Origin of the sequence: Pedobacter jeongneungensis (assembly GCF_000633455.1) — a bacterium.
In the GTDB taxonomy this organism is placed as follows: Bacteria; Bacteroidota; Bacteroidia; order Sphingobacteriales; family Sphingobacteriaceae; genus Pedobacter; species Pedobacter jeongneungensis_A.
On sequence record NZ_AYMG01000017.1, the window covers coordinates 157,785 to 183,220 of the forward strand.

Annotated in this window: 30 protein-coding genes; 13 read left to right on the forward strand and 17 right to left on the reverse strand. The window is 36.9% G+C overall.

Annotated features, from left to right (window positions below; translation table 11 throughout):
* Window positions 1-96: 96 nt before the first annotated feature.
* From U859_RS0116875 to U859_RS32685, 6 genes are all read right to left on the reverse strand, one after another.
* Complete coding sequence (locus U859_RS0116875) at window positions 97-1,389, reverse strand: hypothetical protein (RefSeq protein ID WP_025144513.1); 1,293 nt, start codon at window positions 1,387-1,389, stop codon at window positions 97-99.
* Window positions 1,389-1,832 (reverse strand): hypothetical protein, encoded by a 444-nt coding sequence (locus U859_RS0116880; protein ID WP_025144514.1) that lies wholly within the window; start codon window positions 1,830-1,832, stop codon window positions 1,389-1,391. Before U859_RS0116880 ends, U859_RS0116875 begins: the two co-directional genes overlap by 1 nt.
* Before the next feature lie 74 nt (window positions 1,833-1,906).
* Window positions 1,907-2,326, reverse strand: a complete 420-nt coding sequence (locus U859_RS0116885; RefSeq protein ID WP_025144515.1) for a hypothetical protein — start codon at window positions 2,324-2,326, stop codon at window positions 1,907-1,909.
* Complete coding sequence (locus tag U859_RS0116890; RefSeq protein ID WP_025144516.1) at window positions 2,319-3,248, reverse strand: IS1595 family transposase; 930 nt, start codon at window positions 3,246-3,248, stop codon at window positions 2,319-2,321. Before U859_RS0116890 ends, U859_RS0116885 begins: the two co-directional genes overlap by 8 nt.
* Window positions 3,249-3,505: 257 nt before the next feature.
* A complete protein-coding gene (locus tag U859_RS0116895) occupies window positions 3,506-3,841 on the reverse strand; it encodes a hypothetical protein (protein WP_025144517.1) in 336 nt (111 codons plus the stop codon).
* Window positions 3,838-4,068 (reverse strand): helix-turn-helix domain-containing protein, encoded by a 231-nt coding sequence (locus U859_RS32685; RefSeq protein WP_025144518.1) that lies wholly within the window; start codon window positions 4,066-4,068, stop codon window positions 3,838-3,840. The genes U859_RS0116895 and U859_RS32685 overlap by 4 nt, the downstream gene beginning before the upstream one ends.
* 83 nt (window positions 4,069-4,151) lie before the next feature.
* On the opposite strand from U859_RS32685, the gene U859_RS0116905 reads away from it, so the two are divergent.
* Both U859_RS0116905 and U859_RS0116910 read left to right on the forward strand, forming a co-directional pair.
* On the forward strand, window positions 4,152-4,826 hold the full coding sequence (locus tag U859_RS0116905; RefSeq protein ID WP_025144519.1) for an FISUMP domain-containing protein: 675 nt from the start codon (window positions 4,152-4,154) through the stop codon (window positions 4,824-4,826).
* A 24-nt stretch (window positions 4,827-4,850) separates the two neighbouring features.
* Window positions 4,851-5,111: a hypothetical protein gene (locus U859_RS0116910; RefSeq protein WP_025144520.1), complete on the forward strand. Its 261-nt coding sequence runs from the start codon at window positions 4,851-4,853 to the stop codon at window positions 5,109-5,111.
* Window positions 5,112-5,394: 283 nt separating this feature from the next.
* On the opposite strand, the gene U859_RS31195 is transcribed toward U859_RS0116910, so the two are convergent.
* The gene (locus U859_RS31195) at window positions 5,395-5,775 is read right to left on the reverse strand and encodes a hypothetical protein (RefSeq protein WP_025144521.1); all 381 of its coding nucleotides are present in this window, start codon (window positions 5,773-5,775) and stop codon (window positions 5,395-5,397) included.
* Window positions 5,776-5,880: 105 nt separating this feature from the next.
* Window positions 5,881-6,279, reverse strand: a complete 399-nt coding sequence (locus U859_RS0116925) for a carboxypeptidase regulatory-like domain-containing protein (RefSeq protein ID WP_162799971.1) — start codon at window positions 6,277-6,279, stop codon at window positions 5,881-5,883.
* A 210-nt stretch (window positions 6,280-6,489) separates the two neighbouring features.
* Between U859_RS0116925 and U859_RS0116930 the strand changes: the two genes are divergently transcribed.
* Together U859_RS0116930 and U859_RS30510 are read left to right on the forward strand one after the other, a co-directional pair.
* Window positions 6,490-7,605: a sensor histidine kinase gene (locus tag U859_RS0116930; RefSeq protein WP_025144523.1), complete on the forward strand. Its 1,116-nt coding sequence runs from the start codon at window positions 6,490-6,492 to the stop codon at window positions 7,603-7,605.
* Between the two features lie 46 nt (window positions 7,606-7,651).
* The gene (locus U859_RS30510) at window positions 7,652-8,293 is read left to right on the forward strand and encodes a LytR/AlgR family response regulator transcription factor (RefSeq protein WP_205314410.1); all 642 of its coding nucleotides are present in this window, start codon (window positions 7,652-7,654) and stop codon (window positions 8,291-8,293) included.
* A 358-nt stretch (window positions 8,294-8,651) separates the two neighbouring features.
* On the opposite strand, the gene U859_RS0116940 is transcribed toward U859_RS30510, so the two are convergent.
* On the reverse strand, window positions 8,652-9,851 hold the full coding sequence (locus U859_RS0116940) for a GTP-binding protein (protein WP_025144524.1): 1,200 nt from the start codon (window positions 9,849-9,851) through the stop codon (window positions 8,652-8,654).
* Window positions 9,852-9,938: 87 nt separating this feature from the next.
* On the opposite strand from U859_RS0116940, the gene U859_RS30515 reads away from it, so the two are divergent.
* From U859_RS30515 to U859_RS0116980, 8 genes are read left to right on the forward strand one after another with little or no spacing between them, the layout of a single operon-like run.
* Window positions 9,939-10,334, forward strand: a complete 396-nt coding sequence (locus tag U859_RS30515) for a MerC domain-containing protein (RefSeq protein ID WP_025144525.1) — start codon at window positions 9,939-9,941, stop codon at window positions 10,332-10,334.
* Window positions 10,335-10,344: 10 nt separating this feature from the next.
* Window positions 10,345-10,509 (forward strand): hypothetical protein, encoded by a 165-nt coding sequence (locus U859_RS32025; RefSeq protein WP_162799972.1) that lies wholly within the window; start codon window positions 10,345-10,347, stop codon window positions 10,507-10,509.
* On the forward strand, window positions 10,502-11,128 hold the full coding sequence (locus tag U859_RS0116955; RefSeq protein ID WP_025144526.1) for an ABC transporter ATP-binding protein: 627 nt from the start codon (window positions 10,502-10,504) through the stop codon (window positions 11,126-11,128). Before U859_RS32025 ends, U859_RS0116955 begins: the two co-directional genes overlap by 8 nt.
* Complete coding sequence (locus tag U859_RS0116960; protein ID WP_025144527.1) at window positions 11,128-12,339, forward strand: ABC transporter permease; 1,212 nt, start codon at window positions 11,128-11,130, stop codon at window positions 12,337-12,339. The genes U859_RS0116955 and U859_RS0116960 overlap by 1 nt, the downstream gene beginning before the upstream one ends.
* Window positions 12,340-12,780: a DUF3299 domain-containing protein gene (locus tag U859_RS0116965; protein ID WP_162799973.1), complete on the forward strand. Its 441-nt coding sequence runs from the start codon at window positions 12,340-12,342 to the stop codon at window positions 12,778-12,780.
* A complete protein-coding gene (locus U859_RS0116970) occupies window positions 12,777-13,214 on the forward strand; it encodes a hypothetical protein (protein WP_162799974.1) in 438 nt (145 codons plus the stop codon). Before U859_RS0116965 ends, U859_RS0116970 begins: the two co-directional genes overlap by 4 nt.
* Entirely contained in the window at window positions 13,211-13,660 is a 450-nt protein-coding gene (locus U859_RS0116975; RefSeq protein WP_025144530.1) for a hypothetical protein, read from the forward strand. The genes U859_RS0116970 and U859_RS0116975 overlap by 4 nt, the downstream gene beginning before the upstream one ends.
* Window positions 13,661-13,680: 20 nt before the next feature.
* On the forward strand, window positions 13,681-14,118 hold the full coding sequence (locus U859_RS0116980) for a Fur family transcriptional regulator (protein ID WP_025144531.1): 438 nt from the start codon (window positions 13,681-13,683) through the stop codon (window positions 14,116-14,118).
* Here the strand turns inward: U859_RS0116980 and U859_RS0116985 are convergent, their stop codons facing one another.
* The 3 genes from U859_RS0116985 to U859_RS0116995 form a co-directional block, all read right to left on the reverse strand.
* The gene (locus tag U859_RS0116985; RefSeq protein WP_051584724.1) at window positions 14,119-15,048 is read right to left on the reverse strand and encodes an acyltransferase; all 930 of its coding nucleotides are present in this window, start codon (window positions 15,046-15,048) and stop codon (window positions 14,119-14,121) included.
* Between the two features lie 73 nt (window positions 15,049-15,121).
* Entirely contained in the window at window positions 15,122-15,481 is a 360-nt protein-coding gene (locus tag U859_RS0116990; protein ID WP_025144533.1) for a hypothetical protein, read from the reverse strand.
* 5 nt (window positions 15,482-15,486) lie between these two features.
* A complete protein-coding gene (locus tag U859_RS0116995) occupies window positions 15,487-17,916 on the reverse strand; it encodes a penicillin acylase family protein (RefSeq protein WP_025144534.1) in 2,430 nt (809 codons plus the stop codon).
* A 221-nt stretch (window positions 17,917-18,137) separates the two neighbouring features.
* Here U859_RS0116995 and U859_RS0117000 point away from each other — a divergent pair, with 221 nt between their 5' ends.
* Window positions 18,138-21,005, forward strand: coding sequence for a TonB-dependent receptor (locus U859_RS0117000; RefSeq protein ID WP_025144535.1), 2,868 nt, complete (start codon window positions 18,138-18,140; stop codon window positions 21,003-21,005).
* Window positions 21,006-21,145: 140 nt separating this feature from the next.
* On the opposite strand, the gene U859_RS0117005 is transcribed toward U859_RS0117000, so the two are convergent.
* From U859_RS0117005 to U859_RS0117025, 5 genes are all read right to left on the reverse strand, one after another.
* A complete protein-coding gene (locus tag U859_RS0117005; RefSeq protein WP_025144536.1) occupies window positions 21,146-22,273 on the reverse strand; it encodes a TlpA disulfide reductase family protein in 1,128 nt (375 codons plus the stop codon).
* A gap of 150 nt (window positions 22,274-22,423) precedes the next feature.
* Window positions 22,424-23,062 carry a nucleotidyl transferase AbiEii/AbiGii toxin family protein gene (locus U859_RS0117010; protein ID WP_037505544.1) on the reverse strand — a complete coding sequence of 213 codons (639 nt, stop codon included), beginning with the start codon at window positions 23,060-23,062 and terminating at the stop codon, window positions 22,424-22,426.
* An 11-nt stretch (window positions 23,063-23,073) separates the two neighbouring features.
* Window positions 23,074-23,556, reverse strand: coding sequence for a transcriptional regulator (locus tag U859_RS0117015; RefSeq protein ID WP_025144538.1), 483 nt, complete (start codon window positions 23,554-23,556; stop codon window positions 23,074-23,076).
* Between the two features lie 66 nt (window positions 23,557-23,622).
* Entirely contained in the window at window positions 23,623-24,474 is an 852-nt protein-coding gene (locus U859_RS0117020) for a nucleotidyl transferase AbiEii/AbiGii toxin family protein (protein WP_025144539.1), read from the reverse strand.
* Window positions 24,471-25,109, reverse strand: a complete 639-nt coding sequence (locus U859_RS0117025; RefSeq protein WP_025144540.1) for a hypothetical protein — start codon at window positions 25,107-25,109, stop codon at window positions 24,471-24,473. The genes U859_RS0117020 and U859_RS0117025 overlap by 4 nt, the downstream gene beginning before the upstream one ends.
* Window positions 25,110-25,436 lie beyond the last annotated feature (327 nt).

A 25,436-nucleotide genomic window follows, 5' to 3' on the forward strand; every position in this document is an offset into this window, starting at 1 on the left:
TACTACTTTACACTAGCTTTTATTGTAAAAGCAAACTTATATGATAACTTTAAAAAGTCAAGTACTAACATTATTTAAATTTCGTATCGTTTTTAATTAGGTTTTCAACTCTATATAACATTCTAGTTTTTTAAAGACTCCGTTAATTCTAGTTCCAATACCTTCTACGTTTACTACTTTACTTTCATTTAAACTTTTAGTGAAAATTGAATTAGACAAACTATCACCTACCGTATAAACATGTAATTTAACTCTGTAATAATCTTCTGTGTCATCTGGGTACAAACGAGCTCGTCCTTTTCCAGTTTCTGTGTTCATATCATAAACTAATATCCTGTATGATTGAGGAGTCGGATCAACAATAATATTCTCAATATATAACTCTTCCTCATTGTGTAAAATTTTAGAATCAATAAGGGCTTTATAATCCTCAATCAGATAGCCTATCGTTGAAAAACCTCCATTATCGTCTGTATATCCTAGTAAAATAGAGTCAAAACTATTATTGCTTTTTAAATACTCTGTAACCTCAGAAAGTTTTTCTGCTGAACTACTGATATTTTCAACCAAAATATCCGAAACAGCTGACAGGGGTTCAGTATTATAACTTGTAAATATTTCTTCATACTTACTTTTAAGATCAGAAAAGCCTTTGGATTTTTCTGGATTATCTTCTAAAAAACCATCATCCTCTTCTGGCAGGGAATATGAAATGTAGTTTAAATAAGTCTGGAGAAATTCGCCAACCTTTTTTTTATCGATTGGGAACATACTCATTTGCTGTTCTTGTTTAAACTCTATATCAAAATTAAGTCTATAACTAGCTGCTTGAGAAGGTTGAGAATATACGATTGGATTAAGTTGAAATACATTTAGCGTTTCTAAACTGTCTTGAAGGTAATTGTATATTCGCTCATTGACATTATTTATATCATTAACTTTTGCTTTGTGTAGGTCAGCTAATTTTCCTTTTAAGCTAAAAGCAAAATTTAGATTATTTTGAGTTTGTTTTTGTAGAGGGATAAATGATTTGATATGAGGTAAATAATCAGCTGGGATACTTTCTAATGGCACATGGAACGTATCTATTATATGGTCATTTATATCTTTATCGATTATGAATAACGATTCATTAGTTTCTATCAAACTCCTATATGAGATTTTCCCGTTGTAAAAATCAACATATTGTTTATCACTAACAATTATTAAAAAATATCTAAATAAATCAGTCTCATCATCTTCATATGAATATGAGCCAATAAGTTTATTTCCATAGTTATTTGTTCCCGAAAATAAGATAGGAAATTCATCATAATGAAGAATTTTATAATTACCCGTAATTACAGGTAATGATGTTTTAATTCTATATTGAAGGTTTAATTCAAACATTACGATATAACTAAGGGAATCATTTCTATTAATTCAAGACTATCAATTGAGAACGAATCTTCCTTATAAAAGTCATAATGAAATTCATTATATTCGATTTGATCAGGTGTATATTTTGTTAAACCACTATTTGGTTTAAAACTTACAAGACAAAGGTTATTTTTTGACTGAGGACTTAAAGCCAGTGTTGTCAAATATTTTTTCATAAGTAAATCAGAACTCTGGGAATTCCAAATTTCAAAAGAGAGAGCATTCTTACCACAAACCTCATTGCAGTCATTTTTGTCTTCTGCAACTTTTCCTCTTTCAGCGTGAGTTCTAAAGTCACGATCTTTAAGAGTGGGAGATTTAGTTACCTTTCTAACAAATTTATCGGTATTATTTTCGATCGTATCGGTGAGGCAATTACATGTATTGCCTTCCGAGATTTTAGTGAACTGCATAATGAGGGCGTATTACATTTTTTATTATGTGCTATTTAATAAATATTCGCTAAATAAAAAAATGATAATTGTTTTTATTTTTTAGGAGGTGGGACTTTTAATAACCCACTGAGCAACTGATCAAATGTAGGTTGAGGTTTTTCTTTAATTTCTTGCTCACCTGTTAATTGCTTCAATGCTAAATAAGAAAGTTCTTTTAGCAATTCTGCAGCCTTTGCTGATAAGGTTTCAGTCTCTGCTTTCTCAACAAGATTGAAGAGTATTTCTGGTATCTCCTTTAGATATAAACCATTGTTCCATTTCTTTTTGGAGTTCCAAAAGGCAACTGGTTTAATGTCTTTAATCTCATTAGCAGTAACATTTAAAAGCTTTGTTATGCTGCTATATGCAATCAAAACAGCATTATTATCTAATACTGCATAGTTGATTTTAGTACCATTAAAATCAAACTTGTCTTCATGAACAACAATTAAATCTTTATCTTCTTTAGGCATTGTCCCTTGCGCTTATAAGTTTTGAATAGCTCAATCTACCTGCAATATTACCTAAAACATAATTAAATCTCTGTGAAGTTGAATTATGTCTGGTATTGAATCTTAATACAAACTCATCAACATAACTCTGAAGGTGATGTTTACTAACCCAATGATACTGTGAATCCACACCTCTTTTAAGATGTGACCAAAAATTTTCCACACCATTGGTAGATGCCATCTGGTTAACAAATTCCTTAGCACCATGATTAACCCTTTGATGAATATATTTTTCATGAAGCTTATTATAAGCCAACCACTCATCAGTATAAACTGTTGCGCCAAGTGGTATCATGCTTTCAATCATTGGTTGAAGAGTAGACATACCAACATTATTTACGACTTTAGCATAAACATTTCCACCTCGTTCTCTCATGCCAACTACAGGTTTCTTTGATGTAACATTTCGACCTTGCGTTTTACCTGCTTTTTTGTTTTTATGTTTATTCTTTTCTTTACCGCCCATGTATGTTTCATCTACCTCAACATGGTCTGTAAATTCAGCTTGAAAATCTGGATGCTCAAAAGCATAACGCAATCTATGTAGAATGAACCATGCTGTTTTCTGGGTTACATCAATATCCTTTGCTAATTGATGAGAAGAAATCCCTTTCTTATGAGAAGAGAATACATACAAAGCTAAAAACCATTTCTGTAAGGGAATTTTGGTATTATCAAAGATAGTTTGAGTTTTTACATTAAAGTATTTGCCAGTGTTTTTACACTTGTACTTGTTACCAGCACAGGTATAAACTTTGGATTCAGTATCAAAAGGCGATACCACATCACCATTCCACCTAATCTTTTCCAAATGATCAATGCATGATTGTTCATCAGGGAATTTCTGTAGAAGATCGATAATACTTTTAAACTCTGGAATCATGGTGTAAATATAGTATTAAAATTTTGAAAAATAAAATTTCAAGAAGTTATTTACACTATTTGCAAATCATAAATATTACATGATATTTATGGATATGGAAAATTTATATAATGAAAAGGATAAATCTTTGTTCGTTTTTTTGGAATTATACACTTGTGCAAATAGCTATATAGAGTCGTTAACTTACATTAATAACACAGATAAGTTTAGCAATGAAGAAAAGGTTGAATTATCAATAAAAAAACTAAATAATTACCTTAAAGAGAATTATGATTTAACTCTGGAACTTTCGAAAATGGATATTTCAGAACTAAGAAACCTACACAGTTCAGCTCTGCAGGATTTTCAAATTCATCCTCTGTAATTAATTCATATCGCTTTAAAATGTATTTATTTACAATTGAGTCAAGTCTAGTGTTGAAAACATGTACCCTTGCATAATTTATATAGCTAATATGCTGAGGGAATTGTTCAATAGTAATTTCCCAAGCTTTTAGGTCATATTCAAACAATTCGTAATCACTTAATTTGATTCGTTCTATCGAACTATGAATATTCTGTATTTTTTTATTTGTCTTTTCTTGTGAGTTCATTCTTCTAAAAGTTTATCAATAGTTACACCCAATGCATTTGATATAGCATGAGCGGTACTAATCGTACAATTAACAATTCCTCTTTCCACAGTACTAATTGTGCCCAACTCCACATCACAGAGTGTAGCAAGGTCATTCATCGTCAACCCTTTTGCATTACGGTACTTTCGTACGTTTGCACCAAATAACGTAATTACTTTATCATTCCTGGGGTTCTTGGTTGCCATCAAAACAAAACTAATTCACTAAAATTTTGGATCATGCACGACATGTCGTATATTTGAATTTTAACTATTTTAAATAATCATGTATGAAGAAAACTCTAATCCTTCTAGCTTTCATAGCTCTTATCTCCTGCAAAAAATCAGATTCAAATCCTTCCGAACTCAAACCTTTACCACCATCAACCGATGGTAGGAAAACAGGAACTGTAAACATTAATGGTATCGAATACTCAACTGTTGTAATTGGTAACCAAACTTGGACTAGCGTTAATTACAACGGAAACGGTGGAATGGTAAACCCAAAAGCTACTGGTGATAACTATGGTAAACACTACACCTACAAAGAAGCACAGGCGATTACTTTACCCAATGGATGGAGGTTGCCCTCAGAAAATGATTTCGTTGAACTTATGAGAAATTATGATGGTACTTATGGTTATAGTAACACAACTACGCCATATTCAAATGATTTTCAGGTAATTGATTTAATGTCTAAAAGTAGTTGGGTGATTCAAGGAAATAAATATTTACCGACTAATAAATCTGGTTTTAACGCTATTGCAGCAGGGACATATAATGTAACCTTCAAATACTTTGTTCAAGAGGGATATCAAACTGGGTTTTGGTCTCTACCTTATTACAGACCATTTACTATTACTAATGAATTCACTAATGGGGTAGGCATATTTAAATTCTCTAGGGGATTTTCCACAGATAACGCAGAGGCTAGATATTCAATAAGATTTGTGAAACCCAATTAACATCAAAATTAAATCTATTAATTAATGGAACAAAACGAAAACGATCAAAAGCTCAAATCTTGCTTAGGTGCATTTGTATTAATTGCTGTAGTGTCACTCGGAATTTATTTAGCTGTTGAGCTAACGGGTTCTGATTCAGATTGCATAAGGATGCGTGTGAATGGTGCAGTTAAATGCAAATGTGATTTCAAATCATACGAGGACTGGAATAACTTCAAAGAGGATACCAAAGGATTAAATCACGATGGCTGGGAAGCTGTAGCAGTTGATGATCCATGTAAATAATTAAAAATGTTGATTTTTAAATTTTCTATGTTATTGTTGTAATTAATAAAGTATTTATAAGAAATAATAACATGGAAATAACATTAAAAGATATTGAAAAACTATTGGATTCTAAATTAGAACCAATTAAGAATGACCTTAATTCAATGAAAACTGATTTATCTGCTATTAGGATTCACGTAGAATCTATTAATAATAGATTGTATAAACTTGAAGATAGAATTGTTAGATTAGAAATTCATTAAATATTTAAGCCCCAAATTTTGGGGCTTTTTATTTATAACTAGTTACCTTCATCTCTTTTACGTCTCGCCTCTTCTGCTAAACTAGGCATTATCTTTTCTCCTAAATTTTGAAGATCAAGTGGTAAGTTCGAAATACCACCATCATCATACTGGTCAAAATCATCATCAGGTTCATCTGGGAGCTGTGATGTATCAAAATACACTCGGTTACCTTCAAGTCCATCAATCTTATCAAGAACTTCCTGTGAAGAACCATCTTTGAAAACTACATAATAACCGTAAATGAATCCATCTTCACTATTGTCAGTCTCTATCTCAAAATTAGTTTCTCCTAATTCATCATACGAAATGCCTAACTCTTCAGCAATACTTCTATCTCTTTTTTCTTCATTTAATTCATCTAATTGTCTACTGCTCATAAATTTTATATTTAATGTAAATGCAATTTAAGGATTATAACCTTGAAATTTTACAACTATGTTTTACATTTGACTTAGTAATGATATCTAGTGTAAAGTAATATATCATTGCCATACTTTTTTATCAAGACTTAGCTCCACAGTAGTTTTTTCTGCAGTTATATCAACCGATTTCAATAGCTGTACATCTTCTTTGAGTATAATATCTTCGATTTTAAGGTTTTTGGTTATTTCCCTGTTTTCGAGCAGTTGTGTTTTATAGGCAATAAACTCGATTTTAACGTGATACCTGCCAGGTTGTGAGAAGAGCACAAATTCACCCTTAGCATCGGTAACGGAGCTTTTTATAACGCTACGGTCGGTTGAAGATAAAAGCTTAATACCTACGTTTTCGAGTGGTTTTAACGTTTTTTCATCTAACACCCTTCCGGTAAGTTTAACTTCTGTTTGGGCAAAACTTTGCAGGGCAGAGAATAACAGGAGTAGGAAACACAGTTGCCTCATTTGATTCATGGTTGGTTTATTTTTCTACGAATATGGATATTAGTGTAAAGTCAAAACTTAATGAGAGATAGATAGGATTGTATAGCAGCTAAAAAAGAACATTTTAAAGGCGAAACCTTTTTATATGCTTTTCAACCTTATTTATATGCAGTTTTACCCTCTTCGTCGACTACCTATATCTGAATACTTAAGAATTGTATATTTGTGTAGATGCCGTTAATCGAGAGGATAGCCAAGTTTAGTACCGCACACCGGTTCCTCAGCCATGTTATTTTCTGGCTGATCACCACCGTTGTGTTTTTTAACCGGTATGATATAGGAGAATACAATGATTTTGGTAATATCCTTGTCAGGCATACTTTCTATATTTCATTCACCATTATTGCTTCTTATTTTCTGGCCTATATTATTATTCCCAGATTGATTACGGCAACAAATTATTATCCAATAGCGGCTTATTTTTTTATAGGAAGTTATGTCATTTGCGTAAGTGCCAGGATTGTTGTGGTGCACATTTTGGAACCCATTATAAGAACACCACCATTTGACCAGGAATCTGTTTGGGAAATTATGTTGGATGTACCTAAACTCATTACCCATTACTTTGCGCTAACTTTTTCTGCGGCATGGATTTTTGCCTTCATCAAATTGATCAAAGAACAATATACTGCGCAGCAGCACAAACTTTCTGTCGAAAAAGAAAGAGCAGAGACAGAGTTGAAAGCACTAAAAGCGCAGCTAAATCCACATTTCCTTTTTAATACCCTGAACAATATTTATTCGCTGTCGTTGGTGAATTCTCCCATTACTTCAAAATCTATTGCTGGCCTGTCAGAAATATTGGATCATGTACTGTACAGGTGTAATGGAATGTATGTTCCTTTATCTGCCGAGATCAATCTGATTAAAAATTATACTGAGCTTGAAAAATTAAGGTATGGTAACCGTTTAGAAGTGAATTTTAAGCATTCAATAGATCGGGAGGCCAATATTGCCCCTTTGATTTTACTTTCTCTGGTAGAAAATGCCTTTAAACACGGTGCAGGAGAAGATATTGGGCAGCCGGTAATCAATATCGATTTGAAATTAACAGATAACCGTTTCCGCTTTATGGTTTCTAATGGTTTTATTCCGAACAGGGAAGAAGGGAATGATAGAATTGGCATCAATAACATCACCAAACAGCTCCAGTTGCTTTACCCCGGATTATATGATTTAAGTATTTTTGACCAAGATAATATCTTTGTCGTATTGCTAAATATTAACTTGCAAAACCATTTCATTAAACAACAGAATCACTATGAACGTCAGATGTCTTTTAGTTGATGATGAACCTTTGGCTATTCAACTGATACAGAATCATATTAGTTAATTGGATACCTTTGAGGTGGTGGGTACCTGTTCAAATGCAATTAAGGCGTTGGAGGTGCTGAGGTCTATACCAGTAGATCTCTTGTTCCTGGATATTAAGATGCCTCAGATTACAGGGATTGATTTTCTTAAAACATTAAAAAATCCACCTGCTGTAATCATTACAACGGCTTACCGTGAATACGCAATAGAGGGGTACGACCTTGACCTGGTGGATTATTTGTTGAAACCCATTACCTTTGACCGGTTTTTTAAAGCGGTAGACCGTTATTTGAGGTTAAAAAAACCTGTTGCTAAACCAGAAATATCAGCTCCCGCAACTCAACAATTTTTACACATAAAAGCTGGTGGTAAATTCCATAACCTGAATAAAGAAGAACTTTTATATGTAGAAAGTTTAAAGGATTATATTGTGATTCACTGCACAGATAAAAAAATCACCGCTAAATACAAAATCGGCGATTTGGAGGCCGAACTGGAAGAAAATGCTTTCTTGCGTATTCACCGCTCATTTATTGTTAACCTGAAAAAGATAACGGCCTTTACTGCCTATGATGTTGAAATTGGGACAAAAGAACTCCCTATTGGCGCAAGTTATAAAGAATATGTGTTTAAAAAGCTACAACATGCTGCACTTAAATGATTTTAACCTGTAATACCGGCAGAAATTATACTAAAAAAGCCACTTTTCGGGCGGCTTAATTGAGATGTTAATTTATAAAGGAAACTATTTAAATACGTAAAATTTATTAAAACATTTGTAGCATTTGTATCTTTTGATCGATACCCATGGCATTAGTGTTTTAAATATAAAACCTCTCGGTACCCTATAAGTCTCAAAATTTTTGCATTTCGGACATGATGGACAGGTTGAAACCACAGTTAATTCCTTCGGGGATATCATAATAAGTATAGTTGTTTGGGAAATCAAATTTAAACAAAATAAATGCAAATAATGTAGTAGAAAAACTACCATTTTATTCATTTCGTCGACTATTTTATCATATTACCTGCTCAAAGGGGTTATTGAATGCTTTTCTTGCTTTATAATCTTTAATTTCGTTAGTAGTTAATAAACATGTAGTTAGTGATTTTTTTAGTTCCTCGCTGTCCATTTCCTGACCGATAAAAACCAGTTCATTCTTACGGTCGCCAAAGTCATTATCCCAATCTGCATGTATTGCTGTTCTGTTTTCCACATAATCGCTGTATTGTTCGCGTTCCTGCAGGTTCATACTTGCCCACCAAACACCAGCCGGATCGATGCGTAAAGAACCACCTGCCTGCGAAAAATTAATGGCTTGCTCGGGCATGGCGGCAAGATAAAATATACCTTTTGACCGGATCACATTCTGCGGGAATTCTTTATTGATATAATTCCACAACCTTTCAGGGTGAAAGGGTTTGTTAGAGCGAAATACCATCGAGCTGATGCCATATTCTTCGGTTTCTGGCTGATGGATTTCTTCCAGCTCTTTTTTCCATCCTGCACCTTCTGATGCCGATTCGAAGTCGAATAACCCTGTATTTAAAATCAGGGCAGGATCTATTTCTCCAAAAAGTGTTTCGTAAATTTTAGCGCCGGGATTTAATTTGCCGATCAATGCCTTTAATACTTTGATATCATTATCGCTTACCAGATCAACCTTATTTAATAAAATTACATTGGCAAATTCAATCTGATCGGTAAGCAGGTTTACAATGGTTCGCCTATCCGCCAAATCATCAACCATGTTCCTATCCGCCAGTTTTTCTGCCGATCCAAAATCCTTATAAAAATTATAGGCATCTACCACAGTTACCATGGTATCCAATTGGCTAAACCTACTTAGATCGATACCCGAGGTTTCATCAATAAATGAAAACGTTTGTGCTACTGGGATAGGTTCTGATATTCCGGTACTTTCGATCAACAAATAATCGAAACGGTTTTCTTTTGCCAGTTTTTCCACTTCGATCATCAGGTCTTCCCGCAAAGTACAGCAGATACAACCATTGCTCATTTCGACCAGCTTTTCTTCAGTTTTAGATAAGGTGTATTGGTTTTTAACCAAAGAGGCATCAATGTTTACCTCGCTCATGTCGTTCACAATTACAGCTACTTTTAAATCTTGCTTATTCTTTAAAATAGCGTTTAGTAAAGTGGTTTTGCCACTGCCCAGGAAACCGCTTAATACGGTTACCGGTAATTTCTTTATCATGTTAATGCAATTATGTTGCAAATATAGCGTTGAATATTTTAAATGCAACTGTATTGCTTTTATATTTGTAGACTAAATTTATTTTTAATGAAATTACGGAGCTACAAAATCAACCTCGACCGGATCGGTATTACCGCCTCAACACTTTGTGCCATACATTGTGCAGCTTTGCCATTTTTGATTACTGTATTACCAATGTGGGGTATGGACTTTTTGGCCAACGAAGCGGTTGAAATTACGATGATCGTGGTTTCATTGATTCTGGGTATCTGGAGTTTAAGTTCTGCTTACCGGAAACAGCACCGCCGCATTATACCAATTTTAGTGCTTATTGCAGGTTTTGCTTGTATTGCAATGGGGCATTTCTCGGGGATTGAGCTATTGGAGCCTATTTTGATTCCTTTAGGAGGCTTTACCATTGCTGCTGCACATTTCATCAACCTGCGGATGCTCAAATCCTGCCCGTTAGATCATCAACACTAAAAATAGCCTTATGTCTAAAAATTATAAAATCCTGTTTATTCCTGCTTTGCTGTTCATCACGATGTTGAATCCTGCGTGTAAGCACGGCACAAATGATGGCATAGACCTTTACAGGCGTTATGCCATCAAAAATATCATGGTAAAAAAAATGCAAAAGGTGGTGCCTCATGATTAACATCAAATCATTATCTCATGTTTATGAGCAGGGAAGAAGAATAAAATTCCCTGATTGGGAAATTGCAGATATGGAGCAATGGCTTTTACTTGGTGCATCGGGCTGTGGCAAGAGTACCTTACTGAATATCATTTCTGGTTTGTTAAAGCCAACGCATGGTGAGATTTTGATCAACAATACCAATATCTATGATTTAACCGCAAGGAATATGGACAGATTTAGGGGTAGGCATATCGGCATTATTTTTCAAAGACCTCATCTGATCCGCTCGCTTAATGTGCTTGATAACCTGGAGCTTGCTGCGGTAATGGCTGGTTTGCCCATTGATCAGGAGCGTAATCTTTTACTTTTAAAAGAGCTTGGTATTATAGGATTGGCCAAAAGGTATCCGGATGAACTGAGCCAGGGGCAGTTGCAAAGGGTTTCGGTAGCGCGGGCATTGGTGAATAAACCCGACCTGTTGATTGCTGATGAACCTACTTCTAGTTTGGATGATGAAAATGCGGCGCAGGTAATTAAGATGTTGACCAGCCAGGCGAAAGATAACGGTGCTGCGCTGATTATTGCTACACACGATCAAAGGGTTCGGGACCATATTGCTAAAACCTATCTACTCTAATGAATATTTTTACAATCAGCAGCAAAAACCTCGTCAGGAATAAACTGACCACCATCCTGAACATTATTTTAGTTGCTTTTGGTGTGGGCATCTTATCCATACTTTTTCTGGCATCCAATCAGATTGGCAATAAACTCGAAAAAAATGCGAAGGATATCGATCTTGTGGTGGGGGCTAAGGGAAGCCCATTGCAATTGATATTAAGCAGCATTTACCACATCGATTACCCAACAGGCAATATCCCGGCTAAAGATGCTTACCAATTGGCACATAACCCAATGGTTAAACGGGCTGTTCCGTTGGCCCTGGGTGATAATTACAATGGATACCGCATTGTGGGCACCGATACCACTTTCAGTCATCTTTATGGTTTATCCATCCAGAGAGGGGGTTTCTGGCAAAAAGATTTAGAGGTAACCATTGGCAGTACAGTAGCCTCTGAATCGAAACTGAAAATTGGCGATTCTTTTTTTGGTGCGCATGGTTTAACCGGCAATGGTGATATCCATAAGCAGCACGCCTATTTGGTAAAGGGAATTTTAAAGCCGCAGGGCAACATTACCGATAACCTGATCCTGACCAATATTGGCAGCGTGTACAAAATGCATGAAGAAAAACATGAGGAAAGCCATCATTCCCCGGCAGCGGAAGCCAAAGAAATTAATGATAAACAGATTACGGCCTTATTGATCCAGTATAAATCGCCGATGTCGGTTATTCTCTTTCCAAGGATGGTAAACCAGAGTACCAATATGCAGGCGGCCTCACCAGCGATGGAAAGCGCCAGGCTTTTTTCACTGATTGGAGTTGGGATTGATACCCTGCAATGGTTCGCGGTGTTTATCATGGCCATAGCGGCACTAAGTATTTTCATCAGCTTGTATAATGCCATGAAAGAGCGGAAATATGATCTGGCAGTGATGCGCTGTCTGGGTGCATCCAAATCTAAACTGTTTTTTCTGGTGATGTTTGAAGGTATTTTGGTTACACTGATCGGTGCCTGTTTGGGCTTATTGATCGGACATATTGCCCTCGAGGTAATCGGGGCTTATCAGGAATCCTCACAGGCGAAATTAACGGGGCTCACTGCAGTTCCGCAAGAAGTATATTTAATCTGGATCGGATTGTTTATCGGGGCTGTAGCCTCGCTTATTCCGGCCATGCAGATATACAAGGTTGATATTGCAGCAACTTTAACGAAAGACCGTTAAGTGATGAAGAAATTAGGTTTGTTAGTTTTTTTATGTTTAGGTTTCCAGGTAATGGCGGCGCAGGTTCGGGTACACACCGACTTGCGTACGCCAACTTGGAATATCATTGGGATGAGGTATGATGCCGAACTTGCACCTGGCAAATGGGGAAGTGTTTTCCCACCTGCTTTAAAAGCTTTAAACAATAAAGTAATCGAACTGCCGGGTTACATCATCCCCACCAAAGTAGGCGCTAAATTCAGCGAATTTATGTTCTCCATTGTACCGATCGCTTCCTGCCCTTATTGCGGTTCGGGCGATATTCCTGCAATGATCCAGGTAAAAATGATGACGGCTATTCCGATTACAGAAAAACCAGTCAAACTCAAAGGAATATTCATCATTAACGATTCGGGTGATGACCGGAGCGAGTTTTTTCTTTTAAATGCAAAACAGTTATGATGAAAAAATATATAACGGTTTTACTGATATTGATCTCTTCTACGTGCTTTGCACAGGTAAATGTACATACCGATATGCGTACGCCCACCTGGAACCTGATTGGCCTGAAGTATGATAAACAGGTTAAACCGCTGGTATGGCAGGCAATTTTTCCACCCGCGTTAAAAGCAATCAATAATAAGGTGATCGAACTGCCTGGTTTTATTATCCCTACAAAAGTTGGCAATAGCTTTACCGAATTTATGTTTTCAATTGTGCCGGTGGCTTCCTGCCCATATTGTGGTACCGGCGATATCCCTTCAATGATAGAAGTTAAAACGTTAAAGCCGGTTACCTGGACAGAAGAACCCATTACCCTTAAAGGAAAATTTGTAATCAATGATTCTGGTGATAGCCGGTCAACCTTTTTTTTATTAGATGCCGTGAAAAAATGAAAAAGCTATATTTTATTTTCCTTTTGTTATTGGTGAACGTTGCTGTAGCGCAAACACAGAAACATAATCCTAACGATCAGTTGCGTTCCCTAAACTGGGATGTAATCGGTTCGGTAAAATTCGAGCTGACCGAAAAGAACGAACTTTTTCCGATGTTCTCTGAATCGATCAAACGTTTTGATAACCGCGAATTTGACCTCACAGGTTACCTGATCCCTATAAAAAGCGGACAGAAACAACAGAAATTCTTGCTGGCCACGCTACCCATCAACCAGTGTTATTTTTGTGGACAGAACGGTGTTCCGGTGATGATTATGATAGAAATGGAAAATGCTACAGCTTACAGCGAAAAACCGATCCATGTAAAGGGGATTTTAAAACTGGAACAGAAAGATGCGAGTTATGCCCCACCAATCACCATCAAAAATGCCAAACTCATTAATTAATTGCTTATTTTTGTATTGCTATGGAAAACAAAACAGAGCGTTTCGAAAAACTTTTAGTTAAAAACGGATTAAAAAGAACTGCGCCACGGTTACAGGTGCTGGAAATTTTGAGCGGGAGAGATTCTGCAACTTCACAGCCCTATTTAGAACAGGTAATGGGTAAAGATGCAGATCGCGTTACCTTGTACCGCGTATTGCAGGCTTTTGAAGAAAAAGGGATTATCCATAAGGTTTTAGATCAACAGGGAACAGCAAATTATGCCATCTGTTCGGATGGTTGCAGTGCGCATGAGCATCACGATGAGCATGTGCATTTTAACTGCGATAACTGCCATAAAATTTATTGTTTAGATGCCGTTAAAGTTCCGGCGTTAAAAGTTCCTGCAGGTTTTAAGGTAGAGCATTTAAACCTGATCGCTACCGGAATATGTGCCAGTTGTTCGGATAAGGTAAATTAATTACTGTACCAAAAGGTTACAGCCCCTTATATCCGCATTGTCAAACCTGCCCAGTACTTCAAAACTTTGATCGGGATTGATCCTGCCTAAATCCTGAGTGGCAATAAATGAGCATGAATTGATGTTTGCCAGATCGATTACGTTAATTCCACCGGTTCTGCCATTTTGGATTAAACTCAAAGGATCATTGGTATCGCGGATCAGCACCTGCATCCAGTTTGGACAGTTGAAAATACCTTCACCTAGAGAATAAGCCTGAGAAAGTAATTCTGTCATCCCGTATTCACTGTGGATGGCTTTTACGCCAAATCCTTTGGTTAACTGTTCATGCAGCTCTTCGCGCACCATTTCTTTGCGTTTACCTTTCATGCCACCAGTTTCCATTACAATCAGTTCAGGGAAATCGATATCGAAATTTTCAATGAAATCAAGCAAGGCATAGGTAACACCAATTAAAACAGTTTTCTGTTTTTTCGATTTAAGATCGAGCAGGGTTTGCAACAGTTCATCGTGGTTGTATAAAAAGTAGCCACTTTGCGGATGTGCGCTTTTTTCAATCAGATCGTTCACCATATAGATCAAAGACGAGCCTGAACGTTGCTGGTAGGAAGGAAGCAGCGCTAAAAAGCAATATTCGGCAACATCTCCATAAAACTCGGTAAAGGCCTGCAGATAACTTTGTTCATACAGTTTTACATCGGTTACATGGTGGCTACTCTGCACCATACCTGTTGTGCCCGAGCTGCTGAAAGTGATTTCTACAGGAGCTGAATTGCTCAATACTGAATGGCTTTTAAAAAAACTGATCGGTAGAAATGGAATCTGCGCCACTTCTGTTATTTCATCAGCATCAACCCCCAAATGAAAGATATATTCGCGGTAAACATTACAGTTCTGCGCCTGTAATTTAAAAATATTCAGGGCAAGCATATTAAACTCATCCGCACTTTTTATAGAAAATATATCCTCAGCTGTTAAATTCACGCTGCAAAAGTACAAAGCATTATGCTATTTTTTCGTCAGTTTTTTTCGCCAGCATGGCCATACGGAACTGATATCCGCAATAACCACTAATGCCAGCCACCAAACCGCTTAAAATACCGGTAACCAATAATAATGCCCACCAAAGTTTTATGCCCGTCATTACCGCCACACGGCTGGCAAGTACATTGTCATTAGGGAGACTCTTAAAAAGTGCATAACCGATCCAGAGTAAGAAAATAGCAAGAAACGATTGCCAAAAGGCTATTTTTCCTGTTTTGCCAATGATGCCACAGGTAGCGAAGGAAATTACAATGATGGTCCACCAGGGAGCGATCATTTGTAAGAAAAAGCAGATTATTGCGATAACGATGAAAACCATTTTACCTATTTAGAAATTTTTAAACGAGAGATAACTGTGCCCGATTTATCGTCAGGACTTTGCATATAAAACAGATCGTATAGTTTACCATTTGCCCAGGTATCGATCATGTTATCATAGAATTTACTTCCGGGGTTACCCGATTGGCCCCCGGGATAAACACCGTGTCCTTTTGGCGTTTTACCAAGCTCAATCACCATTCTCCATGATGGTCCGTTGCTTTCTCCCAGTGCATTAATAGTCGATTTCGCACCTCCGATCTGTAGAATTTTAGATCCGAATCCCGGTATTTTGGCCAGGTGCGGTACATTGCTCTGCTTTACATTTGCCCAGTCCCAATCTTTATTTATCGGCCCAAAACGTCTCTCCAAACTATCGCAGCTATATTTAAAAGATTCATTTACCAGATCAGTAAGTGTTTCTTTTTTAGGTGTGTTGATGTTGTCGTACCAGGATGCATTTGGTTCTTTTAGAATCATTTCTACCGTGCGGTCTCTGGATGGGTAACGCATCGGGATTCCTTTTACCTCAAATTCATCCGCCCAGATATCGTAAGTTAAACGTTTAGTCCATATTTCGAATACGCTGGCTGCAATTTCGTGCGCATCATAACGTTTGTTCCATTTGTTCACATAAGATAATGCTTCCTTTTGCGTGGCGTTTAACTGTTCGTTATTTAATAAAGGTAATAATGCCGGAACCAGGTTTTGGGCCAAAATGCTGTAATTATCTGTCTGCATTAAACGAATGCTATCCATGGTGGCCTTGTTCATGGCCGATAAACGGTCGTTAATTCTCTTTCCACGTTCGTAAGGCGAAAATTCCCAGTTAATGTAATATGGATAAGTGGTATCGGTAGAAGATTGATTGGCCGAGCTTACAAAACCACGAGGCGGATTTTTTACCGTTGGGTTCTGCGTATTTGGGATCCAGCCCTGCCAATCGTAAGCCGGATCAGTACCATCAAGGATAAATTTACCCTGGTCTTTCCATTTCAAAGGAAATTTACCATTTGGGGTAATGGCGATATCGTTATCCACACTGGCAAAAACAAAATTCTGAGCAGGTGCCGTATAAAAAGTTAATGCTTTGCGGTAATCGTTATAATTTTTTCCCCGGTTGAGGTAATAAAAAGTCATCAGCTCATTCGATTCTTCATGGGCAATCCACCTTAACGCATCGCCAACCGGTACATTATCGGCCCTGCCATATTTTGGTTTCTGGAAATAAACTACTGGCCCGTGGTGGGTGTAATAAACGGTATCTATTTCATCTTTTTCACCGCGGATTTTGATCGTTTCCAGGCGTTTCTTTGTCGCTTTCCACTGGTTATTGTACCAGTACTCGTTATGTGATGAATCCTTAAACTTGATCTGATAAAAATCCAGTACATCGGCAGCTACATTGGTTACGCCCCAGGCAATTTTCTGGTTAAAGCCGATAATAACCCCAGGTGCACCAGGCAGGGAAACACCATATGTATTTACGCCAGGGGCATGTAGCTGGATCTGGTACCAGATTGATGGAAGCGTTAAATCTAAATGCGGATCGTTTGCCAAAATTGGGTAACCCGAAGCCGTTTTAGCCCCAGATAGCGCCCAGTTATTACTGCCAATACCTTCTACCTTTTCTTTTGTTTTTACTTCTCCCGTTTGGGCCTGCGTAAAGCTTTCTGGTGTTTTAGGGATTGTTAGAGGTGAGAAATTCCATTTGGTGCCTACCGGGATAATCGGATCTTCACGGAACGGATAATCTGGGAAAAGATTTTTGGTCACCTCCGGCCCGAATTTCTTCAGGATGTTGGTCATGTAAAATTCGTCTGATCCCATGGCCAAAACGGCCGACATCTGCTTTAGCAGTAAAGCACATTTTACAGGTGTCCAGTCTTCGGGTTTAAAATCGAGTATTTTATATTCTAAAGGATAATTGGCATGCGAAAGCGTTTTGATATAAGCATTGATCCCTTCGGTATAAGCGAGGATCATTTCTTTTGCTTTTGGATCGGCCATCATGCCTTTTAAAGAATTTTCGGCACCGTACACCATGCCCATTCTGCGTTGGTAACGGTCAACCTCAATGGCTTTACTGCCCACCACTTCACTGATTCTGCCTGCAGCAAAACGGGTCTGAAAATCCATCTGCCAGAGGCGGTGCATAGCGGTTACGTAACCTTGTGCCAGGTAAAGATCGTGATCGTTTTGCGCAAAAATATGGGGAATCATGCGGTCATCAAAAACGATTTCGATTTTATCTATCGCTCCTTTAATTTTCGCTTTATGGTTAAACATAAAGTGATTATTCTCTGCATTTTGCCAGAAACCCATAAAAGGATTAAGGAATTTTAACAAAGGAGGTGTACTACCTAATTTGGTATTAAATAAAAAAGCTAGTGCTATCGGAACGATGACGCAGAATAAGGCCTTAATTTTATTCATAATGGTTAGCTAACAAGTCAGTTCACTAAGATAGCGCAAAATGACGGTTTATGTTCAATGCAAAATACAACAAACTGTATATCAATCAAAATTATAATTTACATTGAGATTATTATGCTAACATAATTTGTTTAATTCAAAAAAAGAGTTTAAGTTTATATAACTAATAATACAAACAACAGAATTAACTAATCACCCAATAACCAAATTAACAATCTTTTATGAGCAGAATTTTTACACAGATCTTCTATGTGTTATTATTAATGTGTGCAATTAATGTTGCTGCACAGGCACAGAGCATTACGGTGAGCGGAACCGTGAAAGATAAGCAATCAAAAGAAGGCCTTGCAGGCGTAAGTTTAACCATCAAGGGACAGTCAGGCGGTACGGCATCTGCCAGCAATGGAAGTTTCAGTTTTACCACAACGGCAAAAGTCCCTTTTACTTTAGTAGCCTCTTATGTGGGTTACGGTACGGTAGAACAACAGATTACCGGAAGTACTACAGGTATTAACTTCGAAATTGAAACTGCTGTTGTATTAGGCGGCGATGTGGTGGTTTCGGCTTCACGTACGCCAGAACGTATTTTAGAATCACCGGTTTCAATCGAACGGATGAGTGCAGCCTCAATCAGGGAAATAGCCGCTCCATCATTTTATGATGCCTTAAATAATATGAAAGGTGTAGAAAGCAGCACACAGAGTTTAACTTTTAAATCAATCAATACCCGTGGATTCAACTCGAACGGAAACACGCGTTTTAACCAATATATTGATGGAATGGATAACCAGGCGCCGGGCCTGAATTTCTCGGTAGGTAATATTGTGGGCATCACCGAACTTGATGTAGATAATGTAGAGTTATTGCCAGGTGCTTCCTCAGCGCTTTATGGTGCTGGCGGAATTAACGGTACCTTATTAATGACATCAAAAGATCCTTTTAAATATCCTGGGAATAGTTTTCAATTTAAAACCGGTATGAACCATGTTAACGATGGCGACAGTAAAGTACAGCCGTTTAAACAATTAGATGTACGTGTGGCAAGATCGTGGAACAATAAGTTTGGGGTAAAAGCAGCATTCTCGTTTTTACAGGCCAAAGATTGGTTCGGTAATAACTATTCAAACTTTGACAGGGTAGCCAGAACGGCTAAATCCGGTGACAGAAGCAGCGATCCCAACTATGACGGTATCAACGTATATGGTGATGAAGTGAGCCAGAATATGCGTAATGTGGCTCAGAGTGTATTGGCAGCAGGAACAGCAACGTTTATTAAAAATTATGGATTAGCAACAGGTGGTGGAGTGCCAAGCCAGGCACAGATTACGAATTTTCTTGCTACAAATGCTCAAACGCAACCTTTTTATGTAGGTTTAAACACACCAGGATTAATTCCTAATCAAAATATATCAAGAACAGGATATAATGAAGAAAACCTGGTTGATTATGATACCAAATCGTTAAAAGCATCAGGAGCATTATATTACAACATCAGCAATACAGTTCAGGTAGTTGGTCAGGCCAATTGGGGCACTGGAACTTCTGTTTACACCGGTTCTGACCGATATTCATTGCGTAATTTTAACATCGGGCAATACAAACTGGAGCTAAAAGGAGAAGACTTTTTCTTAAAAGCCTACACCACCCAGGAACGTTCCGGCGATTCTTATATCTCTTCTATTTTAGGAAGTTATATCAATGAGGTATCTAAACCATCAACTACCTGGTTTCCTCAGTATATCGGTAATTATGTAGGTGCAAGGGCTGCGGGACAAACAGATGCACAGGCACAGGCTTTTGCCAGGAGTGTTGCCGATCAGGGACGTTTTGTGCCAGGCAGCGCACAGTATGAGGTAGCAAAAGATAAAATTTTGAACACTACTATCAGTGCGACCAATATTAATTCTGTTGATCCTTCTAAAAGTGTTTACGGCGCTAAATTCGATGATAAATCGAACCTGTACCACTACGAAGGCATGTATAACTTCACCAACCTTTTTAATAAGGTAGTGGAGTTTCAGGTAGGTGCATCTTATCGTTTATACGATTTAAATTCGGCAGGTACCATTTTTAATGATTTAAATGAATCTATCGACATTAAAGAATATGGTGCTTTCGCGCAGATTGGTAAAAAACTCTTTAACGATAAAGTTAAATTTACTTTTGCCGGCCGTTATGATAAAAGCCAGAATTTTGAAGGCAGGTTTACTCCAAGGATAACAGGTGTATTCACTGTGGCCAAGAACAATAACATCAGGGTTTCTTATCAAACAGGCTACCGTAATCCAACTACCCAGAACCAATATATCGACCTTTCGGTAGGTGGCGGATCTCAAAGACTGATAGGTGGTTTACCTGAAATTATGTTCAGTAAATATCATCTAGACAGCAACAAACCATTTACAGATGTAAGTTACCGTGCGTTTTTAGCTTCAGCAGCAAGCGGAGCGCCTAATCAGGCACTTTTACAACAATATACTTTTGATGCAAAAGGTGTCCGTCCGGAAAGCGTTCAGTCTTACGAATTAGGCTACAAAGGTTTAATCCTTCCTAATTTATTGATTGATGCTTATGGTTATTACAACATTTACAAAGATTTTATTACCGCTGTTGATGTATATCAGAACGTGAACGGAAGTTTTGTGAAATTCGGTGTTCCCGTAAATGCAGCAGGCAAAGTAACTTCATATGGTGCTGCTTTAGGACTGGATTATCTGGTTGGTAAATATGCCATTAGTGGTAACGTTTCTTATAACCAGATTGGCGATCTTCCTGAAAATTACATTAACGATTTCAATACGCCAAAAATCCGTTACAATCTGGGCCTTGGCAATAAAGAAATCATCAAAAACTTTGGTTTCAACGTTTCTTACCGTTGGCAGGATCAGTTCTACTGGAATTCTTCTTTTGCCTCAGGTCAGGTGCCAGCCTATAGCTCGCTTGATGCGCAGGTTAGTTTAAGAATCCCTTCGGTACAATCGGTAATTAAACTGGGTGGCTCGAACGTATTGAACAAATATTATTTTACTTCTTACGGAAACCCATCAGCCGGGGCAATTTATTATATAGCTTATAGCTTTAATCCATAAGAATTCTAATAATGCTTAAAGGCCCTTCATACATTACGTTTGAAGGGCTTTTTTGTGAAATACGCTTTTGTTCGTTTGATCTTGCTTGAAGAAAAGCCGTAAAATTTGTAGTTAATGATTAGGTCGCTAGTGGAACAGTGCTAGAGATTGTTTTTCAAAAACTCCTTTAATTCCACAGTGGAAAGTCCTGTAGCTACAATCTTACCTTGCTGGTTAACCAACAAACTTGTTGGGAAAATATGGACACCATATTTGCTGGTTTCAATGCCGTTCAAATCTAAATATTGAGGCCATGTTAGTTTATATTTATCGATAGCAAGTTTCCAATCTTCTACATATTTAGTTTTATCTGTTGATATTCCAATGATTTCGAATCCCTTATCGTGGAATGCATTTCTGATAGCTTTTAAGTCTTCAAACTGTGCGATACAAGGCATGCAATGGCTATACCACATATCTATAAGTGTTAATTTGTTTGAATCGTAATGGTTGCTTGCAATTTTTTTTCCTTTTAAATCAACAATGTTAAAGTTTGGTATTGTTTCTCCAATAGCTATCTGCTTCGAAGATAAAATCCGTTGCAAGGTAGCCTGGCCAAGCCTTGATGTTTTGAGCAAAGGTGAAAAACGTTCAAAGGTATTTCCCAAAGTAGCATTATAACCAAAATTTAAAAGGGCGTACAATTTGTAAAGCGCATAATAAGAATTTGGATTTTCCTTAACAAACGAGAAAAGTGTAGCATCGTGAACAAAATAAGTTGCTTTCAGCTCCTGCATTGATTTAAGCTCAAGTTCTTCGGGGAATTTTCTGCCATAAATATTAAACAAACTATCATAATGTAACCGGTATTGCTTGCGTTGGTCCTCTACGCTCTTAAATGCCTTGTCATAACTCTTAGCATCCTTCATAACCAGATTATCATTTATTGGATCTCCGTAATTTAATGCAGTATCAATAGAAATCTGCTGCGCTCCTGTGCTTATAGCTGTACCCGCAGATTGATATTTGTCTCCAATTTTAAAGTACATCCATACGGGGCCATCTATCTGTCCGTTAAATTTGAACTTTCCTTTATTTATTTTGGCCGTTACTGGTTTAAAGCCAGTTGGGTAAAGCGCTGTGTTTAATTCATTAGGGATGATTTGAACAGTTCCTGTATCAAGGTTTACCTCTCCGGAAATGGTAAAGTTTTTTAAGTTTTTTGTTTGCCCGAGGGTAAATAGTGGAAACGACGAGGCAAAGATTAAGGCGACGGCAATTTTTTTCATGTTAGCGCTATTGGTAAAGCTATTAATGGAGCATTATTAAAAATGTAATATAGTTTTTAATGAAAAGTTTTTTGCGGTAACCGATGTTATCTTATGTTAAAATTTGCCTTGATTTTTTTTAACGCTATTCTTTAGGTGATTCGGTTAATTTTATTTATCCATTGCTTCGGTTAGATCTTCCTTTATAAATTCCCAGATTTTTCCTTTTAGACAGATTGGATCAAAATCATTATCTGCCTGATGAAAATTAGTGAAGTTTTCCCTGATCTGAACTTCATCGTGCGTCCATTCGAAACGTTTTTTATGCAGTTCGATCATTGCTGTTGGGTTATAAATGTCTAAAAGTTCGTGCAGATCCCAAAAGTCTTTTTTTCTCCCGCCTCTTAGTACAATATCCATCTTCATTGCAATAATTTCTGGTATGGATGCCATCCGGATTTTTTCTTGATATACGGGTTTTTCAAAAAATGGATCCATACTGTAAAAGAGGTCAAGTTTAACAACATTGTCTTTTTCTGTGCCAACAAGGTAGGATTTTCCTAAACCGGCAAATAGTCCGAAATCGCCTTGAACATAATTGAACTTTTTTCTTAACAGTCTTTCAATGCGTTCAAAATCAATTGATCCGTACTTTGCATCAGTAAAAAGGTCTATGTCAACTGATAAACGATGACCAAGATAAAGACTTAGTGCAGTTCCACCAACCAATCTAAACTCTGCTAATTCGGGAACCTGCATCAGCTCAAGTAAAGTCTTTTTTAATAGTTGATTAACTGTATTCCAATACATAATTATTTATGCTATGATTTTCTTAGGTTAAAGGAATTATTGGTCATTTTAACCTCATCAACTTTTTGTTTCCCGTAAAATCTGATTATTTCATCTTTTTCATCATCATTTCCCCGCTCCATTACCCTTTTAATAACTGCTTGATATTGTTTTTGCCAGTTTATTTTTTCGAACTCAGTGTCCCAAAAGAGAATCTGTCTAATAATTGAAAAATCAGGTTTATCGTTTGAAGTTTTTTTGTCTTTTTCTTTTTGTATTTCATAATAGGCCTGGAGTAGGAACATCGTGCCTTCTTCCAAGCCAAGACTCTGGTCTAATTTAATCGAAAGAGAGGCTGTTATCCCTCTTTTGCCTTTTGTAATGTCATTTAAAGTTTGTGGATATTCATTCAGTGAAAGTGCGAACGGACCTTTTTTAAATCCTTTCCTTTTAAGTTCCCGTTCCAAAATAATCCCTGGATGGATTCCTTTAAATTTACTGATCAATTTTTCCATAATCAAAAATAAACAAAAATGTTTATAATTTATTGCTTATATTTAAGTTTTGTTTTCTCAAATGCCTTAACTGATTTTTAGTTTTTCAACCAGATCATGGAAATATTGTGTTGACCATATTTCGAGTTTTTTAGGATCCTTAATAAAACGTGAGATATCTGCCTTAACAAAATCTAATTTTACATGATTAATCTTTTCGCTTAATAAAGCCCTAAATTCTGCTTCACTGATTTTATCCTTTTTCCAATCGCCACTATCTATCGCTCGCAGGAGGAAGTGATTGAGGTTAAGTTCATAACCTTTTTTAATATACCATTCCATGTCGTACCAATCGCGCCCTTTAACATTGGTGCCCCATTTGCGGAATAAAAGTGCGTGCATTTTTCCAGCGAAAAGATCAGGAAGTGAAAGACACTTTACATAAAACGAAAAGGGTTGCAACAATAGTTTTTCTTCTGTTGCAAAACCCAGTGGCGGTTCTATGTCTACCTCGATTTTGATTTTGATATTTGCCATTTCTTTAAGCCCGTTTTGAGGGATAATCTCTTTCAAGACGAGTTCTTTCCAGATGGTTTCTGATTTTAAAAATGCTGAATTGATATTATTATTTATTGTTTTCTTTTTTTTAGTAATGGATACTTGCATGCCCAGTGCCGCAAATTCGTTTACAATAGCATCCTGGTATTTTTCTAAGGAAAAATCAGGATTTTGGGCGAGCAGGGAAAAATCCAGGTCTTCTGAAAAACGGTCTAAACCATAAAATATCCTCAACGCTGTTCCCCCATAAAATGCTGCCTTTTCAAAAAAGCCAGCCCGGTTTAGTCCGGCAAGAGCAATTTCCTGCATAATTTCCCTTAATGCATCTTTTGCCTCTTCTCTGTTAGCTGGATGATAGCTATCTAGCCAGTCTTTTATCATAGTGTCTCGATCATTTTAGTTAGCATTTCCAGGCTTGTACTTTTAGGGGCATGTTCAAGCCAGCTATTTATAGTTGATGTATCAAATTTTGCAATTTCAATTTCTTCCATCCGCAGATTTCTGAATACATAATCTTTTGCTGTGGAAACGCTCCTTAAATTAATACCTGCTGTTGTGACAATTTTATCACATAAGGCTTTTTCCGGGGTTGCAACCATTGCTTTCTGATCTTTGGAAAAGTTTATCATGGCCAAGCCGAAAGCATAGTAGGGCAAAGAAAGGTTTGTATAGGTGAATAGCCCTATTTGAGTTTCGAATTTTCTTGATGCCTTTGTTGTCATTGAGGTAACTGCGTAAACTTTTTCCGGGATGAGCCCGTAATGCGACAATGCGCTCTCCATCGAAAGATAACTCGGCCCGAGTATATGGTTAGCCAATAATGCGTTTTCAGGCCTCTCCGTTCCGACAGATCTCCCTACAATATAAAGTCCTTTTTTTATGGGTTCGATCAATCCATCAGCCTTTAATGCCAGTATTTTATCATTTGGTCTTTTATAATCTTTTAATAAATCGACCAACAGTTGATGGGTTATCGGTTGATGAGATTTGCCTATAAGAGCTGTCTGGATATTCATAATGTAAAAATTAAATAAGATAAACGATTTTTATCCGATTATCTTATGTTAAAATTACATTTAATAATTTATATTGCCAAATTTAAATAGGATAAACGGTTATTTTTAGTTTATCCTATGCTAAATTTACATATTTAAGTAGTCTTCGCTATAATAATTTATCATTCATCTCAGCCATATCTTACTTAAATGCCCTAGGTTAGTGTAAAACTTACACTATTAAATGCATCTTTTATAAAAAAGCTACATCCCTTTTATAAAATATTTGTATTATAGTACTTTCTTAAGCACATCCCGGTTTAAGAGCTATGAATTTAAAAATTTGAA

What these genes read in the sequence shown, in the direction of transcription:
- U859_RS0116875 (WP_025144513.1), bottom strand. Translation starts at nt 1,389, where the DNA reads ATGTTTGAATTAAACCTTCAATATAGAATTAAAACATCATTACCTGTA.
- U859_RS0116880 (WP_025144514.1), bottom strand. Translation starts at nt 1,832, where the DNA reads ATGCAGTTCACTAAAATCTCGGAAGGCAATACATGTAATTGCCTCACC.
- U859_RS0116885 (WP_025144515.1), bottom strand. Translation starts at nt 2,326, where the DNA reads ATGCCTAAAGAAGATAAAGATTTAATTGTTGTTCATGAAGACAAGTTT.
- U859_RS0116890 (WP_025144516.1), bottom strand. Translation starts at nt 3,248, where the DNA reads ATGATTCCAGAGTTTAAAAGTATTATCGATCTTCTACAGAAATTCCCT.
- U859_RS0116895 (WP_025144517.1), bottom strand. Translation starts at nt 3,841, where the DNA reads ATGAACTCACAAGAAAAGACAAATAAAAAAATACAGAATATTCATAGT.
- U859_RS32685 (WP_025144518.1), bottom strand. Translation starts at nt 4,068, where the DNA reads ATGGCAACCAAGAACCCCAGGAATGATAAAGTAATTACGTTATTTGGT.
- U859_RS0116905 (WP_025144519.1), top strand. Translation starts at nt 4,152, where the DNA reads ATGAAGAAAACTCTAATCCTTCTAGCTTTCATAGCTCTTATCTCCTGC.
- U859_RS0116910 (WP_025144520.1), top strand. Translation starts at nt 4,851, where the DNA reads ATGGAACAAAACGAAAACGATCAAAAGCTCAAATCTTGCTTAGGTGCA.
- U859_RS31195 (WP_025144521.1), bottom strand. Translation starts at nt 5,775, where the DNA reads ATGAGCAGTAGACAATTAGATGAATTAAATGAAGAAAAAAGAGATAGA.
- U859_RS0116925 (WP_162799971.1), bottom strand. Translation starts at nt 6,279, where the DNA reads ATGAGGCAACTGTGTTTCCTACTCCTGTTATTCTCTGCCCTGCAAAGT.
- U859_RS0116930 (WP_025144523.1), top strand. Translation starts at nt 6,490, where the DNA reads ATGCCGTTAATCGAGAGGATAGCCAAGTTTAGTACCGCACACCGGTTC.
- U859_RS0116940 (WP_025144524.1), bottom strand. Translation starts at nt 9,851, where the DNA reads ATGATAAAGAAATTACCGGTAACCGTATTAAGCGGTTTCCTGGGCAGT.
- U859_RS30515 (WP_025144525.1), top strand. Translation starts at nt 9,939, where the DNA reads ATGAAATTACGGAGCTACAAAATCAACCTCGACCGGATCGGTATTACC.
- U859_RS32025 (WP_162799972.1), top strand. Translation starts at nt 10,345, where the DNA reads ATGTCTAAAAATTATAAAATCCTGTTTATTCCTGCTTTGCTGTTCATC.
- U859_RS0116955 (WP_025144526.1), top strand. Translation starts at nt 10,502, where the DNA reads ATGATTAACATCAAATCATTATCTCATGTTTATGAGCAGGGAAGAAGA.
- U859_RS0116960 (WP_025144527.1), top strand. Translation starts at nt 11,128, where the DNA reads ATGAATATTTTTACAATCAGCAGCAAAAACCTCGTCAGGAATAAACTG.
- U859_RS0116970 (WP_162799974.1), top strand. Translation starts at nt 12,777, where the DNA reads ATGATGAAAAAATATATAACGGTTTTACTGATATTGATCTCTTCTACG.
- U859_RS0116975 (WP_025144530.1), top strand. Translation starts at nt 13,211, where the DNA reads ATGAAAAAGCTATATTTTATTTTCCTTTTGTTATTGGTGAACGTTGCT.
- U859_RS0116980 (WP_025144531.1), top strand. Translation starts at nt 13,681, where the DNA reads ATGGAAAACAAAACAGAGCGTTTCGAAAAACTTTTAGTTAAAAACGGA.
- U859_RS0116985 (WP_051584724.1), bottom strand. Translation starts at nt 15,048, where the DNA reads ATGCTTGCCCTGAATATTTTTAAATTACAGGCGCAGAACTGTAATGTT.
- U859_RS0116990 (WP_025144533.1), bottom strand. Translation starts at nt 15,481, where the DNA reads ATGGTTTTCATCGTTATCGCAATAATCTGCTTTTTCTTACAAATGATC.
- U859_RS0116995 (WP_025144534.1), bottom strand. Translation starts at nt 17,916, where the DNA reads ATGAATAAAATTAAGGCCTTATTCTGCGTCATCGTTCCGATAGCACTA.
- U859_RS0117000 (WP_025144535.1), top strand. Translation starts at nt 18,138, where the DNA reads ATGAGCAGAATTTTTACACAGATCTTCTATGTGTTATTATTAATGTGT.
- U859_RS0117005 (WP_025144536.1), bottom strand. Translation starts at nt 22,273, where the DNA reads ATGAAAAAAATTGCCGTCGCCTTAATCTTTGCCTCGTCGTTTCCACTA.
- U859_RS0117010 (WP_037505544.1), bottom strand. Translation starts at nt 23,062, where the DNA reads ATGTATTGGAATACAGTTAATCAACTATTAAAAAAGACTTTACTTGAG.
- U859_RS0117015 (WP_025144538.1), bottom strand. Translation starts at nt 23,556, where the DNA reads ATGGAAAAATTGATCAGTAAATTTAAAGGAATCCATCCAGGGATTATT.
- U859_RS0117020 (WP_025144539.1), bottom strand. Translation starts at nt 24,474, where the DNA reads ATGATAAAAGACTGGCTAGATAGCTATCATCCAGCTAACAGAGAAGAG.
- U859_RS0117025 (WP_025144540.1), bottom strand. Translation starts at nt 25,109, where the DNA reads ATGAATATCCAGACAGCTCTTATAGGCAAATCTCATCAACCGATAACC.